Source organism: Arthrobacter sp. BB-1, assembly GCF_006151685.1.
Lineage (GTDB): Bacteria > Actinomycetota > Actinomycetes > Actinomycetales > Micrococcaceae > Arthrobacter.
The window spans coordinates 70,258-85,659 of the sequence record NZ_VDEV01000007.1; the positions used below are offsets into that span (position 1 = coordinate 70,258).

Below are 15,402 nucleotides of genomic sequence, written 5' to 3' on the forward strand. Positions count from 1 at the left end.
CGCCCATGGTCATGCCGCTTTTCGACACTGCCTCCACCATGGACGCCTCCACGGCGGTTCCACTCGGTGTCAGTGTTCCGCGCGCCGACTTGGACGGGACGGGACGCCGCCACGGAGGGCGGGCCAACGTTGCCTGCTATGCACCGGGCGTATCCAGCCTCGAGGTGGTGTACGCCGCCCCGGGCGGCGAGTGGCGGACCCAGGCGCTGCCCAACGTCACCCATGGCGTCCACCACGGCATCGTGGAGCATCTGCCCTACGGATCCCGTTACGGTTTCCGGGCGGCGTCCGGCGGGCAGTCCCTGCCCTTCGCCGTGCCCACCAGTGAAGTAGGGGACGACGGCGGCCAACCGCTGCTGCTCGATCCCTACGGCCGCGCGGTGGACCAGCAAGACGGTTTCCTGGCCAGCGTGCGCATGGCAGGCGATTTCGACTGGGGAACGGACCAGCGGCTGCGGCTTCCGTGGCGCAACACCATCATTTATGAAGCCCACGTCCGCGGACAAAGCATGCTCCACCCGGATGTCCCCGAAGAGCTCCGGGGCACCTATGCCGGCATGGCCCACCCCGCCATCATCGAGCACCTCACCAGCCTTGGCGTCACTTCGGTGCAGCTGCTGCCGGTGCACTTCCACTTGGACGAACCGCACCTGCAGGACCTGGGACTGACCAATTACTGGGGTTACAACACTGCGGCTTTTTTCGCCCTGCACCCTGCCTACGCAACCCGTGCCGCCCAGAAAGCCGGGCCGCAGGCCATCCAGGACGAGTTCAAGTCGATGGTTAAGCTCTTCCATGCTGCCGGGCTGGAAGTCATCCTGGACGTCGTCTACAACCACACGGCCGAGGGCGGCCCCGACGGCCAGACCCTGAGCTTCCGCGGACTGGGCGAGCAGGCGTACTACCGCACTGACGGGCACGGGAAATACGTGGACACCACCGGCTGCGGAAACAGCCTGAACTTCGGTGAGCCCCGCGTGGTCCAGATGGTCCTGGACTCGCTCCGGTACTGGGTGGATGAGTTCCACATTGACGGCTTCCGTTTCGACCTCGCCGTAACGCTCTGCCGGAACGCGGCCAACGAGTTCGATCCACGGCACCCGTTCCTGGTTGCGGTGGCCGCCGATCCTGTCCTCTCCGACGTGAAGCTGATTGCCGAACCCTGGGACGTGGGCCACGGCGGCTGGCAGACCGGCCGTTTTCCTGTGGGCTGGGTCGACTGGAATGACCATTTCCGGGACGCGGTGCGGTCCTTCTGGCTCACCGACCGGGCCGCCCTGGATGCCGGCGGCCACGGCGGTCCCTTGGCCAAGCTCGCGGACTCGCTGTCCGGTTCCGCCGCCCTCTTCCAGGCCTCCGGACGTTCCCGCCTGGCGTCCTTGAACTTCATCACCGCGCACGACGGCTTCACGCTCAACGACCTCGTCTCCTACGACCGGAAGCACAACGAGGACAACGGCGAGGAGAACAGGGACGGCCACGGGGACAACCGAAGCTACAACCACGGCGTGGAAGGTCCTACCGAGGACGGCGTGATCCTTGCCAAGCGGGCCCAGTCCCGCCGCAACATGATGGCGTCCATGCTGGTTTCCCTGGGCGTTCCCATGATCACTGCCGGGGACGAACTGGCCCGGACCCAGCAGGGAAACAACAACGCCTACTGCCAGGACAACCCTCTCGCGTGGCTGGACTGGACACGGACTCCCGAGTCCCACGAAATGCTTCGCAGCACCAAGCGCTACATCCGCCTGCGCAAGGAGTTCCTCGCCGCCCAGCCCCACGACTTCCCTGTCCGCGACGAGCAGTCCTACCTGCACTGGTTCGACCAGGACGGCCATCCGATGTCCATGGAGCGCTGGAACGATCCCCACAACCGTGTGGTGCAGCTCCTCCTGGGCTCGGACAACGGCGGCTTCGCCGGCCTGCTGGTGGTGAACGGCAGCGCCTCGGACCTGCACATCACGCTGCCGCGCGCCACGGGCACGGCCACCGCCCCGCAGGTGTTCGAGCTCCGGCTGACCACTTCGCCGCTGCATGAGGCACGGCAGGGCGGGCGGGTTGCTTCCGGGGAGAAGGACCTCGTCGAGGCCCACTCCATCAGCATCTACCGCAGCTAGGCACCGGGATTTCCAGTATGCGCACCCGTTCCGTCCTGCCCTTGCTGCTCGCCGGCCTGCTGGTGCTCGTCTTCCTTGCCTTCGGTGGCACGGGGTTCCTCGGCCAACTGACGGAAACCACGACGCCGGAGGGCACCTCCAGTGCCGCGCCTGCGCCCAGCGCCTCTCCCGGGAAGACACAGGCTGCGCCGGACACGTCGCGGCCTGCCCAGGACACTGCATCTGGCAAACCGCCCGTCCAGGCCAACCCTTCGGGGCTGCCGGAGGTCCGTGAATCTGCGCTCCCCGTGGAGGGCCGCAGGGTCCTTGCGCTCATCCGCGCCGGTGGACCGTACCGCTACAGCCAGGACGGCCAGGTCTTCGGCAACTTCGAGCGCATCCTGCCACGGCGGGACAGGGGCTATTACCGCGAGTACACCGTGCCAACGCGCGGGGAACCGGACAGGGGAGCGCGCCGCATCGTGGCCGGCGCCGGCGGCGAGAAGTATTACACCGATGATCACTACGAGTCATTCACGTTCATAGCGGAAGGCAACTAAGCAAAGCCATGAAGATCTACTCCGGCGATACCTGGACCCTTGAGGAACTGCAGGAGCAGGTGGCCGACGCAGGACGCCGCAGCCTGGTGGTTCCCCCAGCCGACAGCAAGAAGGCTGTCCTGGAAACCTTCGGTGAGGTCCTCAACTTCCCGGAACACTACGGCGTCAACCTGGACGCACTATACGATTCCCTGCACGATTTCGCGGACAGCATCACGGACAACGGCAGCGCACCGGTGACGGTCCTGTGGCAGGTGGCTGCCCCCTTCCGCGGTGACAGGTCCTTCGGGATCATCTGCGAGATCCTCCAGGACGCCGAACGCTACGCGGGCAAGGACCTGGCCGTCACGGCTGTGCTGCTCTAGGTGCGTTCTTCGTGGCCGGTGTAGGTGTCCAGCAGCGCGGAAGCCCTGCCGCCGCCCTCCGCCGCCAGCCCCTTGCGCATGCTTTCCGCTTTCTCCCGGCCGGCCGGGAAGGGCGGCAGCAGGGGGACTTCGGGGTCGGTCAGCACCTCGATCACCACGGGCCGGTCGGCTGAGAGGGCCTTGTCCCAGGCGTCCCCGATGAGCTCCGGGTCCTCGACGCGGATGCCGGTGAGGCCCAGGAGGTCCGCGTAGCCAGCAAAGGGGAAGTCCGGCAGCTCCTGGCTTGCTGCGAACCGGGGCTCGCCCTCGGACTCCCGCTGCTCCCACGTCACCTCGGTGAGTTCCCTGTTGTTGAACACGCAGACCACGAACCGGGGATCGGCCCACTGGCGCCAACGGTGGGCGACGGTCACCAGCTCGGCGATGCCGGCCATCTGCATGGCGCCGTCACCCGCCAGGGCCACTACCGGCCGGTCCGGATGCGCCAGTTTCGCCGCGATGCCGTAGGGGAGTGAACACCCCATGCTGGCCAGCGTTCCGGAAAGGTGGGCCGGAACCCCCGGCGGAAGGACCAACTGGCGGGCATACCAGTAAACGCAACTGCCGACGTCGATGCTCAACAGGGCGTCCCCGGGCAGCCGGCCGTTGAGTTCCCGGACCACCCGCTCGGGGTTAACGGGACTGGCAGGCACCGCCGCACGCTCCTTCGCCAGCGCACGCCAGCGGACCACTTCCTGTTCGACGTCGTCCCGCCACTGCCCGCGGGGGCGCGCCTTCAGCCTGGGGATAAGCGCCTGGAGGGCAGCTGCCGCGTCGCCGGCAAGTCCTACCTCCACAGGGTAGCGGTTGCCGATCTTCCGCTCGTCGATGTCGACCTGCACGGCGCGGGCGGCCCCGGGCGGGGGATAAAACTCGGTCCAGGGATCGTTGGAGCCCACGATCAGCAGGGCATCGCAGTTGCCCAGCAGGTGCGCGCTTGAGGTGGTGCCCAGGTGCCCCATCGTGCCCACGGCGAACGGAAGGGTCTCATCCATGTAAGGCTTGCCCAGCAGGCTGGTGGCGATTCCGGCGCCAAGCTTTTCGGCCACCGCCACCACCTCCTCCGCGGCGTGCCGTGCCCCCTGGCCCACCAGCAGGGCAACGCGTTCCGAGGAGTCCAGGAGTGCTGCGGCAGCCGCCAAATCTTTGTCCCCGGGCGTCCTGGTTGCCGTGCTCCACGAGGGCGCGGTGACCACGATGCCGTGTTCCTGTTCCAGCTCGGGCGCGGACGCTGACTGGATGTCGTGCGGGACGATGACCACGCAGGGCGAGGAAGTGGCCTTGGCGGTGCGGAAGGCACGGTCCAAGACCATGGGGACCTGCTCCGGTGCACTGACCTGCTGGACGAACTGGGCGGCCACATCCTTGAACAGGACCGTCAGCTCGATTTCCTGCATGTAGGCCGACCCCAGCACCGTGCGGCTTTGCTGCCCTACAATGGCCACGACCGGCACGCCGTCGAGCTTGGCGTCGTAGAGCCCGTTCAGCAGGTGGACGGCGCCGGGGCCCTGGGTGGAGGTGACCACGCCCACCCCGCCAGTGTATTTGGCGTGGCCCACCGCCATGAAGGCAGCCGTCTCCTCATGCCGGGCCTGGACAAACTCGACCCGGCCTTCGGCCCGGCGCAGTGCGCCCATAAAGCCGTTGATCCCGTCACCGCTATAGCCGAAGACCCGGTTGACGCCCCAGGCACTGAGCCGGTCCACAATCACATCGGCCACGGTACGGTCAGTCATGGTCTCCTCCGGTCCTTGCCAGTGTGCATGCCTTAAGCGTTGACGATCAGTCCAAGCTCGGCTTTCGAGGCGAGGGCGTCATGCCGCGGCAGGACCCGGACGGTGTACCCGAACGGTCCCGATCGGTCGATCACCAGCGAACCGCTGAACAGGTGGCGCCCGCTGCCGAGGTCCTCCTGTACCTTCAGTTCCATGACCGTGATGTCGGTGAGGGTGTCGCTTTCCTCAGCCCTCCCATAGGCCACTTCAACGGACACGTCCTCCGGGGTGAGGCTGTGCAGCGCCACGTAGGCGTTGACCTGGAGCGTGTCGCCGATCTGGGGATCCTCGGAGACACCCACTGAGTCCACGTGCTCCACGTGCACCAGCGGCCAGGCCGAACGTACCTTGGCCGTCCAGGCCGCGAGGGTGCGGGCCTGGGAGTAGGAGTTCGCAGAAGCGTTGCGCCCCGCCTCCGCGGCCGGGCGGTAGAGGATGTTCACGTAGTCCCGGAGCATGCGTTCGGCGGAGACGGCCGGACCGAGGTGCGAGAGGGTGTGCTTGATCATGGAGACCCAGTGCGTGGGCACTTTCTCCGCCCCCGACGTCGAAGGGCCTGCGGCGCCGGCGCCGGCCGACACCGTGCTGCCGTAGAAGCGCGGGGCCACCTGGGTTTCGAGCAGCTCGTACAAAGCTGCCGCCTCGATGTCGTCGCGTTCCTCCGGTGATGCGCCGTTGTTGGCGGTGGGAATCGCCCAGCCGTTTTCGCCGTCGTACATTTCATCCCACCAGCCGTCCAGGACGGAGAGGTTGAGGGATCCGTTGAGCGCGGCCTTCATGCCGGACGTTCCGCACGCCTCCAGCGGCCGTAGCGGGTTGTTCAGCCACACGTCGCAGCCGGGGAACAGCGTCCGCGCCATCGCGATGTCGTAGTTGGGCAGGAAGGCAATCCGGTGGCGCACCTCGGGGTCGTCGGTGAACCTGACCAGGTCCTGGATCATCTTCTTGCCGGCGTCGTCGGCGGGGTGCGACTTTCCGGCGATGACCAGCTGGATGGGATGCTCCTTGTGCAGGAGCAGTGCCTTCAGGCGCTCGGGCTCGCGCAGCATCAGGGTGAGCCGCTTGTAGGTGGGAACGCGCCGGGCAAAACCGATGGTCAGGACGTCCGGGTCCAGGACCTTGTCCGTCCAGCCCAGCTCGGCGTCCGCCGCGCCGCGCTTCTTCCAGGCAGCCCGCAGGCGGAGGCGGACGTCGTCCACCAGGGCCGCCCGCATCTCCCGCCGCAGCGCCCAGACGTCCGCGTCGCTGACGTTGTAGGCCAGGTCCCAGCGTCCGTTCGCTTCGGCTTCGCTGCCAAACTGGTCGCGGGCGAGCTTCGAGATGCGGCTGTCCACCCACGTCGGCACGTGCACGCCATTCGTCACGGACGTGATGGGCACCTCCGAGTGGTCGAAGCCCGGCCACAGCGCGGAGAACATTCCACGGGAAACTTCCCCGTGCAGCTTTGCCACGCCGTTGGCGCGCTGGGCGAGGCGCAGGCCCATGATGGCCATGTTGAACACGGACGGGTTGCCGTCAGCGTAGTTCTCGCGGCCGAGTTCCAGGATCCTGTCGGTGGGAACGGCGGGCGCCAGGCCGGCCTGGAAAAAGTGGTGGATCTGGGCGATCTCGAACCGGTCGATGCCCGCGGGGACCGGGGTGTGCGTCGTGAAGACAGTGGACGCGCGCCCGGCGGCGAGGGCCTCGTCGAACGTCAGCGCCTGGTCCCCGGCCATGAGTTCCTGGATACGTTCGATGCCGAGGAAGCCGGCGTGGCCCTCGTTCGTGTGGAACACCTCCGGGGCCGTGGTGCCGGTGAGCTGCTGGAAGGCGCGCAGGGCCTTGACCCCGCCCATGCCCAGCAGCAGTTCCTGCTGCAGGCGGTGGTCTCCGCCGCCGCCGTAGAGGCGGTCGGTGATGCTGCGGGCGGCGTCGTCATTGCCGGGGACATTGGAGTCCAGGAGCAGCAGGGGAACGCGTCCGACGTCGGCACGCCAGATGTGTGCCAGCAGGCGCCGGCCGTTGGGCAGGGGGAGCGCGATCTGCAGGGGGCGGCCGATGCCGTCCGAGGAAGGCTCGCGCAGCAGCGTGAGCGGCAGCCCGTCCGGGTCCAGGACCGGGTACGTCTCCTGCTGCCAGGCATCCCGGGACAGCGACTGCTTGAAGTAGCCTGCCTGGTACAGCAGGCCGACACCGATCAGGGGCACTCCAAGGTCCGAGGCCGCCTTCAGGTGGTCGCCGGCCAGGATCCCCAGGCCGCCGGAGTACTGGGGGAGCACCTCGGTGATGCCGAACTCGGGTGAGAAGTAGGCAATCGACGCAGGGGCATCCGGGCCAAGGCTTTGGTACCAGCGCGGCTCCTCGAGGTACCGGTCAAGGTCCTCCTCGGCGGCCCGCACCCGTTCCACCACCGCACGGTTGGCGGCAAGCTGCTGGAATTCCTCCCGGCTCACCATCCCCAGGAAGCCCACCGGGTCCTGGCCGCTTTCTTCCCAAAGACGGGGATTCAGGCCCGCGAAAAGTTCCCGTGTGGGCCGGTGCCAGGACCAGCGCAGGTTGCTCGCCAGGCGGGCCAGCGGCCGGATCGGTTCGGGGAGGACGGTACGGACGGTAAATCTGCGGATTGCCTTCACCTGCGTCACACTAACCGACAACATGCGCGGCTGGAACCAGCGCCGGGTTTCTTTTGGGTAAATGACAGTTGGCGGCGAAGAAATGACGGAGGACGCGCAGAAATTGGTGCGCAGGCTTAGCAATCTTGCTCTTTTCTCGCTAACGTCGAGCCTGTGACGACTAACTCAGGAACCAGTGCCGTATCAATGAAAATGTCGACCGGCTCCATTACTGATGGGCTGCGGTTCGGGCGATTTCCGATCACCGCCGTGCAGCCTGTCGTGGAGGATGGCAAATTCCCCGCCAAGGCCCTGCCAGGCGAAGGAATCGTGGTGGGCGCCACCGCTTTCCGGGAAGGGCACGACCAGTTGGGCGTCAGCGCCGTGCTCTTCGACCCCCAGGGCAAGGAGCGCCAGCGGGTCAGGCTCGCGCCGCCGCGCGGGGAACGGGGCATGGGTACGGACCGCTGGGAAGGCGTGCTCACGCCGTCGGAAACGGGGAACTGGTCCTTTGCCATCGAAGCCTGGCACGACCGCTACGGCACGTGGCACCACAACGCAGAGGTGAAGGTGGAAGCCGGCATCGACGTGGAGTTGATGTTGGCCGAGGGATCCGCCCTGCTCGGCGAGGCATCCGAAGACGAGTCCCGCAGCGAGTGGGACCGTGGAGTTCTCCGTAACGCCGCCGGCAGGCTCGCCGACACGTCCCTCAGCACGGAAGAGCGCCTCGGCGCCGGCTTCGGCAGCGACGTAGCGGGGGTTGTGGCGCATCAGCCCATCCGCGAACTGGTGACCGTCTCCGAAAAGTTCCCGCTGAACGTTGAACGCGACCTTGCCGGGCGCGGCGCCTGGTACGAATTTTTTCCCCGCTCCGAGGGGGCCGTCAAGGACCACGACACTGGTACCTGGACTTCCGGAAACTTCCGCACCGCGGCCAAGCGGCTTGATGCCGTGGCCGCCATGGGCTTCGACGTCATCTACATGCCGCCCATCCATCCCATCGGCGTGCAGCACCGCAAGGGCCCCAACAACACCTTGATTGCCGGCCCCAACGATCCCGGTTCGCCATGGGCCATCGGCGCGGCCGAAGGCGGCCACGACGCCATCCATCCGGACCTCGGCACCTTCGAGGACTTTGACGCATTTGTGGCCCGCGCCAACGAGCTTGGCCTGGAAGTTGCCCTGGACCTGGCGCTCCAGGCGGCCCCGGACCATCCCTGGGTCCAGTCACACCCGGAGTGGTTCACAACCCGCGTGGACGGCAGCATTGCCTATGCCGAGAATCCGCCGAAGAAGTACCAGGACATTTATCCGCTCAATTTCGACAATGATCCCGAAGGGCTTTCGAACGAAATTCTGCGGATTGTGCTGCTCTGGGTGAGCCATGGCGTAAAAGTCTTCCGCGTGGATAACCCGCACACCAAGCCGGTGTGGTTCTGGGAATGGCTTATTGCGCAGGTAAATAAAGAGGTTCCCGGCGTGGTGTTCCTGGCCGAGGCCTTCACGCGCCCAGCCATGATGCATGCGCTGGGGCGTGCGGGGTTCCAGCAGTCCTACACGTACTTCACCTGGCGCAACACCAAGAAGGAAATCGAGTCCTACTTCACCGAGGTGAGCCACGAGTCGGCGGCCTTCTTCCGCCCCAACTTCTTTGTCAACACCCCGGACATCCTCACTGAATACCTCCAGTTTGGCGGGCCGGCGGCGTTCAAGATCAGGGCTGCCCTGGCGGCCACGGCCAGTCCGTTGTGGGGCGTCTACGCAGGCTACGAACTGTATGAGCACGTGGCGCGGCCGGGCGCGGAGGAGTACATCGACAACGAAAAGTTCGAGTACAAGGAACGCGACTGGGACGCTGCGGCGCAGTCCGGACGGACCCTCGCCCCGTACATCACCAGGCTCAACGAGATCAGGCATGCCCACCCGGCCCTGCAGGACCTGCAGAACCTGACGGTCCACCACAGCACGGACGAGGCCACGGTGGTCTACTCCAAGCACAAGACGCTTGCCGACGGGTCCAAGGACACCCTCATCGTGGTGGTCAACGTGGATCCGCACGGCACCAGGGAATGCACCGTCTCGCTGGACCTTGCGGCCCTTGAACTCGACCCGCAGGACCTGACGCACAACGGAGGCTTCCACGTGGATGACCTCATCTCCGGTGAAAGCTGGGAGTGGGGCGAGTACAACTACGTCCGCCTTGACCCGCACGTGGAGCCCGCTCACGTCCTGCGCGTGAGGAGAACGCATCAGTGAATTTCAATCCGCAAAGTTCCGGCCAGCATTTCACTCCCAAGAGCACGTTTGAGCTAAATGCCCCGGGCCTTCAGCATGATCCGCTGTGGTACCGGAAGGCCGTGTTCTACGAAGTGCTCGTACGGGCTTTTGCGGATGCCAACGGTGACGGCTCCGGCGACTTTTCCGGCCTCATCGACAGGCTTGACTACCTGCAGTGGCTGGGAGTGGACTGCCTCTGGCTGCCACCGTTCTTCCAGTCACCGCTGCGGGACGGCGGCTATGACATCTCCGACTACAACTCGGTCCTGGACGAGTTCGGAACCATCAGCGACTTCAAGCGCCTGGTTGCCGAGGCCCATGCCAGGGGCGTCCGGGTCATCATCGACCTGCCCCTGAACCACACGTCGGACCAGCACCCCTGGTTCCAGGAATCCCGCAAGGACCCTGACGGCCCCTACGGGGACTTCTACGTCTGGAGCGACACCGACGAGAAGTACCAGGACGCGCGCATCATCTTCGTGGATACCGAGGAATCCAACTGGACCTTCGACCCCATCCGACGCCAGTTCTTCTGGCACCGGTTCTTCAGCCACCAGCCCGACCTGAACTTCGAAAACCCCAAAGTCATCGAAGCGCTGTTCGACGTGGTCCGGTTCTGGCTTGACCAGGGCATCGACGGGTTCCGGGCCGATGCCATCCCCTACCTCTACGAAGAGGAGGGGACCAACTGCGAGAACCTCCCGGCAACGCACGAGTTCCTCCGGAAGCTCCGTACCATGGTGGACGAAAGCTACCCCGGGCGGGTCATCATCGCCGAGGCCAACCAGCCGCCGAATGAAGTGGTGGAATACTTCGGGACGGAAGAAGAGCCCGAGTGCCACATGGCCTTCCACTTCCCGATCATGCCCCGGCTGTACTACGCACTCCGGGACCAGAAGGCCGCTCCGATCATCGAGACCATGCACGACACGCCCGAAATACCGGACGGTGCGCAGTGGGGCACCTTCCTGCGGAACCACGACGAACTGACCCTGGAAATGGTCACCGCCGATGAGCGGGCCGCGATGCTGGGCTGGTACGCGCCGGACCCCCGCATGCGGGCCAATATCGGCATCCGGCGCAGGCTCGCGCCCCTGCTGGACAACTCCCGTGCCGAGATCGAGCTGATCAACGCCCTGCTGCTCTCGCTGCCCGGCAGCCCCTTCCTGTATTACGGGGACGAGATCGGCATGGGGGACAACATCTGGCTTGAAGACCGGGACGCCGTGCGCACCCCCATGCAGTGGAACCCCGACCGGAACGCCGGATTCTCGAACGCAGATCCGGGCAAGCTCTACCTGCCGCCCATCCAGTCCCTGGTGTACAACTACAGCATGGCCAATGTGGAAGCGGAGGCGGCCCATTCCGGTTCGCTGCTGCGCTGGACCCGGCAGATCCTGAGCGTCCGCAAGAACCATCCCGCATTCGGCCTGGGCGGGTTCAAGCACGTCGATGCCGACCACGACGCCGTTTTGGCCTACCTCCGCGAACTGCCGGAAGACAACTCCGCCGGAGCCGTTGCGGAGACCATCCTGTGCGCCTTCAACCTCTCACAGCATCCGGTCGCGGCCCAGCTGAAGGTCCCGCAGTTCGCCGGACGGGGGTTGCGCGATGTCTTCGGCGGCCAGCCGTTCCCCGGCATCAACGACGACGGAAACCTGACCCTGACCCTTGGCAGCCACGACTTCTTCTGGCTGCGGATCCGGTCGGCTGCATCCAACCCGTCATCCCCTTACACGCAGGCAATGCCTATCCTCTCGATTGAGAACTGACATGAACCAGCCAATCCTCACCCCCGCCCTCACCGCCCTCCTCCAGGAATGGCTGCCGCGGCAGCGCTGGTTCCCGGTGAAGACGCCCGACTTCGAGATGTCCCAGGCCGGCAGCCTGGGGCTCGAGGATCCCTCGGGCCATGCCGCGCTGGCTGTCTTTCTCCTGAGGGTCACCACGCAAACGCCCGACGGCGGCAGCAGGACGGCCGTGGTCCAGGTTCCCTTGAGTTTCCGGCAGGCGCCGGCTGCCGGAATGGAGCGCGCCCTTGTGGGGCAGGCTGCCGGAATGGATCCATCCCGGCCCTGGGTCTACGACGCCGTCCACGATCCCGACTTCGTGGGCGGCTGGCTGGAGCTCATCCGGAACGGGGAGAAGGCGCCGAGCGGAACTGCGGCCGGCTTCCGCGTCGAAGGAGAACGGCGGCTGCCTACCAGCCGCGGCGTAGTGAAAGTACTGTCCGGTGAGCAGTCCAACAGTTCAGTCATTGTGGACGACGGCGAGTCCGCCGCGATCGTGAAGTTCTTCCGGGTGCTGTCCGACGGCACAAACCCTGAAGTTGAAGTGGGTGCTGCCCTGACGGCTGCGGGCACGTCCGAGGTCCCCGCCACCCTTGGCTGGGTCCGCGGCGAATGGCTCGCCCAGGCGGCAAACGGATCGGGATCCACCGGCACAGGCCCGCGGTATGTCCAGGGCGAACTGGCCGTGGCGCACGAGTTCCTGGCAGGCGGCCGGGACGCCTGGCTGCTGGCCGTTGACGCCGCCCGGTCCGGCACCGACTTCACCGCAGAAGCGCGGGCGCTCGGTGCGGCCACAGCCACGGTCCACCAGCGGCTGGCCCAAGCGCTGGGCCAGTCAGCGGAACACGCCCCCGGCCAGGTGATTGCGCCCGCAGTAGCCCAACGCGTCCGCCAGGCATGGGCGGAAGCCGGAAGCGCCGTCGGCCCTTATGACGACGCCCTGGCCGCACTGCTCGACCAGCTGGACCACGCCCCGGCAGGCCCGCTGCAGCGAATCCACGGGGACCTCCACCTGGGCCAGATCCTCCAGGTTCCGGGGCAGGCGGGAAGCCCCGCCCGATGGGCCATCCTCGACTTTGAAGGCGAACCGCTGCGGCCCGTCGCGGAGCGCAACGTCCCGGACGTTCCCCTGAGGGACGTCGTGGGCATGCTCCGGTCCTTCGACTACGCCGCGGGCGCAGCCCAGCGCGAACAGGAAGGGGCGCAGGTCCCGGCCAACTGGGTTGACGACTGCGCGGAGGCCTTCCTGGCAGGGTACGCGGCTGTCACGCCCGGGACGGTGGACAGGGAGTCCCCCCTCTTTGTGGCATTGTGGCTGGACAAGGCACTGTACGAAGTAGTTTATGAATTGCGTAACAGGCCCGACTGGTTGGCGATCCCCGTGAACGCCTCCCGGCGGCTCCTGGGCGGTAACGGCGCCGGCGATCACGCCGGTGCAGCATCGGAAGGTAACGAAATGACAGGCTCAGCACGAACTGACCGGCCGGGGGTGCCGTTGCAGGTAGACGAAGGCACCCTGGGCAAGATCGCGAACGGTGAACACCACGCACCCCACTCTGTCCTGGGCGCGCACCTGGACGATTACGGCCACGTCACCATCCGTACGGTGAAGCACCTAGCGGAAGCAGTAACCGTGATTACCCCCGCGGGTGAAGTTCCGATGGAACATGAAGCCCACGGAGTGTGGGTGGCAGTCCTTGAACCACTGCAGCAGGGGCACGTCCCCGACTACCGGCTCTCGGTCACCTACCCGGGTGCCGAACCGGTCACCGTGGACGAGCCCTACCGCTACCTGCCCACCGTGGGGGAAGTGGACCTGCACCTGATCGGTGAGGGCAGGCACGAAAAGCTTTGGGAGGTGCTCGGCGCCCACGTCCAGCACTACAAGTCCGCAATGGGGGACGTGGACGGTGTTTCGTTTGCCGTCTGGGCACCCAACGCGCAGGCCGTCCGCGTCAAGGGCGACTTCAATGCCTGGGACGGGCGCGAGAACTCCCTCCGCTCGCTGGGTTCCTCGGGGGTGTGGGAACTCTTTGTGCCGGGTGTTTTGGCAGGGGCGTGCTACAAATTCGAAATCAGGACCAAGGCCGGCCACTGGGTGGAGAAGGCTGACCCCCTGGCGTTCGGTACCGAGGTTCCTCCGCTGACCGCTTCCCGGGTGGTTGAGCCTTCGTACGCCTTCAAGGACGATGAATGGATGGAGGCCCGCGCACAGCGGGATCCCCACAACTCCGCAATGAGCGTCTATGAGGTGCATCTTGGCTCCTGGCGCCTGGGACTCGGCTACCGGGAACTCGCCAAGGAACTGGTGGACTACGTCAAATGGCTCGGATTCACGCACGTGGAGTTCATGCCCGTGGCAGAGCACCCCTTCGGCGGGTCCTGGGGCTACCAGGTCACCTCGTACTTCGCCCCCACCTCCCGTTTCGGCCACCCCGATGAGTTCCGCTACCTGGTGGACACGCTTCACCAGGCCGGGATCGGCGTACTGCTGGACTGGGTTCCCGCCCACTTCCCCAAGGACTCTTGGGCCCTGGCGCAGTTCGACGGCGAGCCCCTGTACGAGCACGCGGACCCGAACCTGGGCGAGCACCCTGACTGGGGCACCCTGATCTTCGACTTCGGGCGGACCGAAGTCCGGAACTTCCTGGTGGCCAACGCCCTGTATTGGCTGGACGAGTTCCACATTGACGGCCTGCGCGTGGATGCGGTGGCTTCAATGCTTTACCTCGACTATTCGCGCGAGGACGGCCAGTGGCAACCCAACCGGTTCGGCGGCAGGGAAAACCTCGAGGCGATTTCCTTCCTCCAGGAAGTCAACGCCACGGTGTACAAGACGCACCCCGGGGCCGTGATGATCGCCGAGGAATCCACAGCGTTCCCGGGCGTCACCGCACCCACAAGCCACGGTGGCCTCGGCTTCGGGCTGAAGTGGAACATGGGCTGGATGCACGACTCGCTTAAGTACGTTTCCGAGGAGCCAGTCAACCGCAAGTGGCACCACGGAACCGTGACGTTCTCCCTGGTGTACGCGTTCACCGAGAACTTCCTGCTGCCCATCAGCCACGATGAGGTAGTCCACGGCAAGGGCTCCATGCTCCGCAAGATGCCGGGCGACCGCTGGCAGCAGCTCGCCAACCTGCGCGCTTTCCTGGCGTACCAGTGGGCGCACCCGGGCAAGCAGCTGATCTTCATGGGTACGGAGTTTGGCCAGGAAGCGGAGTGGTCCGAGCAGCACGGGCTCGACTGGTGGCTCGCCGACATCCCCGCACACAAGGGCGTCCAACTCCTTACCAAGGACCTCAACGAGCTCTACAGTTCCACTCCGTCGCTGTACGCCCGGGACAACGAGCCCGCTGGCTTCCAGTGGATCAACGGGGGAGACGCAGACCGGAACGTCCTGTCTTTCATCCGCTGGGACAAGGAGAACAACCCGCTGGTCTGCGCCATCAACTTCTCCGGAATGCCGCACGTCGGTTACACCCTGGGTGTGCCGGAGGCCGGTGCATGGACCGAAGTACTGAACACGGACGCCACCACCTACGGCGGATCCGGTGTCCTCAACGCCGGTGAGCTGAAGGCAACGGGCCAGGGACAGGATGGACAGCCGGCAACGCTGAGCGTCACCCTGCCGCCGCTCGGCGCCGCCTACTTCAAGCCTGGAGCCCCGGCCGCCGAATAGCAGCTGGCTCCTGATGAGCAGGGAAGGCCCGGAATCCGCGTGGTTCCGGGCTTTTTCCTGCCTCCAGGGCAGGCCGCAGAAGGCGTCCTGTTGCCCGGTTGGCCTTCTGGAAAAAGTGGTGGTAGAGTTTATTTCCGCGCTGCTCCACGGAGTCAGACGGAAAAACCGACACTCAAGCCTTCGGCTAAAGAGAGTCGCGGACGCCGGTTTGACAAGTGAGAAGCCAG

At 66.0% G+C, this 15,402-nt stretch carries 8 protein-coding genes; 6 read left to right on the plus strand and 2 right to left on the minus strand.

The genetic code is table 11. From position 1 onward, the window contains the following. The first annotated feature begins 5 nt into the window (after nt 1–5). Genes glgX through FHJ30_RS04410 form a run of 3 tightly spaced genes read left to right on the plus strand, consistent with a single transcriptional unit; the run spans nt 6 to nt 3,021 of the window. Nucleotides 6–2,117, plus strand: coding sequence for a glycogen debranching protein GlgX (gene glgX / locus FHJ30_RS04400; protein WP_139028062.1), 2,112 nt, complete (start codon nt 6–8; stop codon nt 2,115–2,117). A gap of 17 nt (nt 2,118–2,134) precedes the next feature. After that, nucleotides 2,135–2,656, plus strand: a complete 522-nt coding sequence (locus tag FHJ30_RS04405) for a ribonuclease domain-containing protein (protein WP_139028064.1) — start codon at nt 2,135–2,137, stop codon at nt 2,654–2,656. Between the two features lie 8 nt (nt 2,657–2,664). Continuing rightward, nucleotides 2,665–3,021, plus strand: coding sequence for a barstar family protein (locus tag FHJ30_RS04410; RefSeq protein ID WP_139028066.1), 357 nt, complete (start codon nt 2,665–2,667; stop codon nt 3,019–3,021). On the opposite strand, the gene FHJ30_RS04415 is transcribed toward FHJ30_RS04410, so the two are convergent. Both FHJ30_RS04415 and glgP read right to left on the minus strand, forming a co-directional pair. Continuing rightward, nucleotides 3,018–4,796, minus strand: coding sequence for a thiamine pyrophosphate-requiring protein (locus tag FHJ30_RS04415; protein WP_139028068.1), 1,779 nt, complete (start codon nt 4,794–4,796; stop codon nt 3,018–3,020). The two genes, FHJ30_RS04410 and FHJ30_RS04415, sit on opposite strands and share 4 nt — an antisense overlap. A 32-nt stretch (nt 4,797–4,828) precedes the next feature. Continuing rightward, on the minus strand, nt 4,829–7,447 hold the full coding sequence (gene glgP / locus FHJ30_RS04420; RefSeq protein WP_179997660.1) for an alpha-glucan family phosphorylase: 2,619 nt from the start codon (nt 7,445–7,447) through the stop codon (nt 4,829–4,831). 192 nt (nt 7,448–7,639) lie between these two features. Between glgP and FHJ30_RS04425 the strand changes: the two genes are divergently transcribed. The 3 genes from FHJ30_RS04425 to FHJ30_RS04435 are packed head-to-tail and all read left to right on the plus strand — an operon-like array spanning nt 7,640 to nt 15,175. After that, nucleotides 7,640–9,682 carry an alpha-1,4-glucan--maltose-1-phosphate maltosyltransferase gene (locus FHJ30_RS04425; protein WP_139028086.1) on the plus strand — a complete coding sequence of 681 codons (2,043 nt, stop codon included), beginning with the start codon at nt 7,640–7,642 and terminating at the stop codon, nt 9,680–9,682. Further along, on the plus strand, nt 9,679–11,475 hold the full coding sequence (treS, locus tag FHJ30_RS04430; protein ID WP_139028071.1) for a maltose alpha-D-glucosyltransferase: 1,797 nt from the start codon (nt 9,679–9,681) through the stop codon (nt 11,473–11,475). The genes FHJ30_RS04425 and treS overlap by 4 nt, the downstream gene beginning before the upstream one ends. A 1-nt stretch (nt 11,476) precedes the next feature. After that, nucleotides 11,477–15,175: a 1,4-alpha-glucan branching enzyme gene (locus FHJ30_RS04435; protein WP_139028073.1), complete on the plus strand. Its 3,699-nt coding sequence runs from the start codon at nt 11,477–11,479 to the stop codon at nt 15,173–15,175. Nucleotides 15,176–15,402 lie beyond the last annotated feature (227 nt).

What these genes read in the sequence shown, in the direction of transcription:
- glgX (WP_139028062.1), top strand. Translation starts at nt 6, where the DNA reads ATGGTCATGCCGCTTTTCGACACTGCCTCCACCATGGACGCCTCCACG.
- FHJ30_RS04405 (WP_139028064.1), top strand. Translation starts at nt 2,135, where the DNA reads ATGCGCACCCGTTCCGTCCTGCCCTTGCTGCTCGCCGGCCTGCTGGTG.
- FHJ30_RS04410 (WP_139028066.1), top strand. Translation starts at nt 2,665, where the DNA reads ATGAAGATCTACTCCGGCGATACCTGGACCCTTGAGGAACTGCAGGAG.
- FHJ30_RS04415 (WP_139028068.1), bottom strand. Translation starts at nt 4,796, where the DNA reads ATGACTGACCGTACCGTGGCCGATGTGATTGTGGACCGGCTCAGTGCC.
- FHJ30_RS04425 (WP_139028086.1), top strand. Translation starts at nt 7,640, where the DNA reads ATGTCGACCGGCTCCATTACTGATGGGCTGCGGTTCGGGCGATTTCCG.
- FHJ30_RS04435 (WP_139028073.1), top strand. Translation starts at nt 11,477, where the DNA reads ATGAACCAGCCAATCCTCACCCCCGCCCTCACCGCCCTCCTCCAGGAA.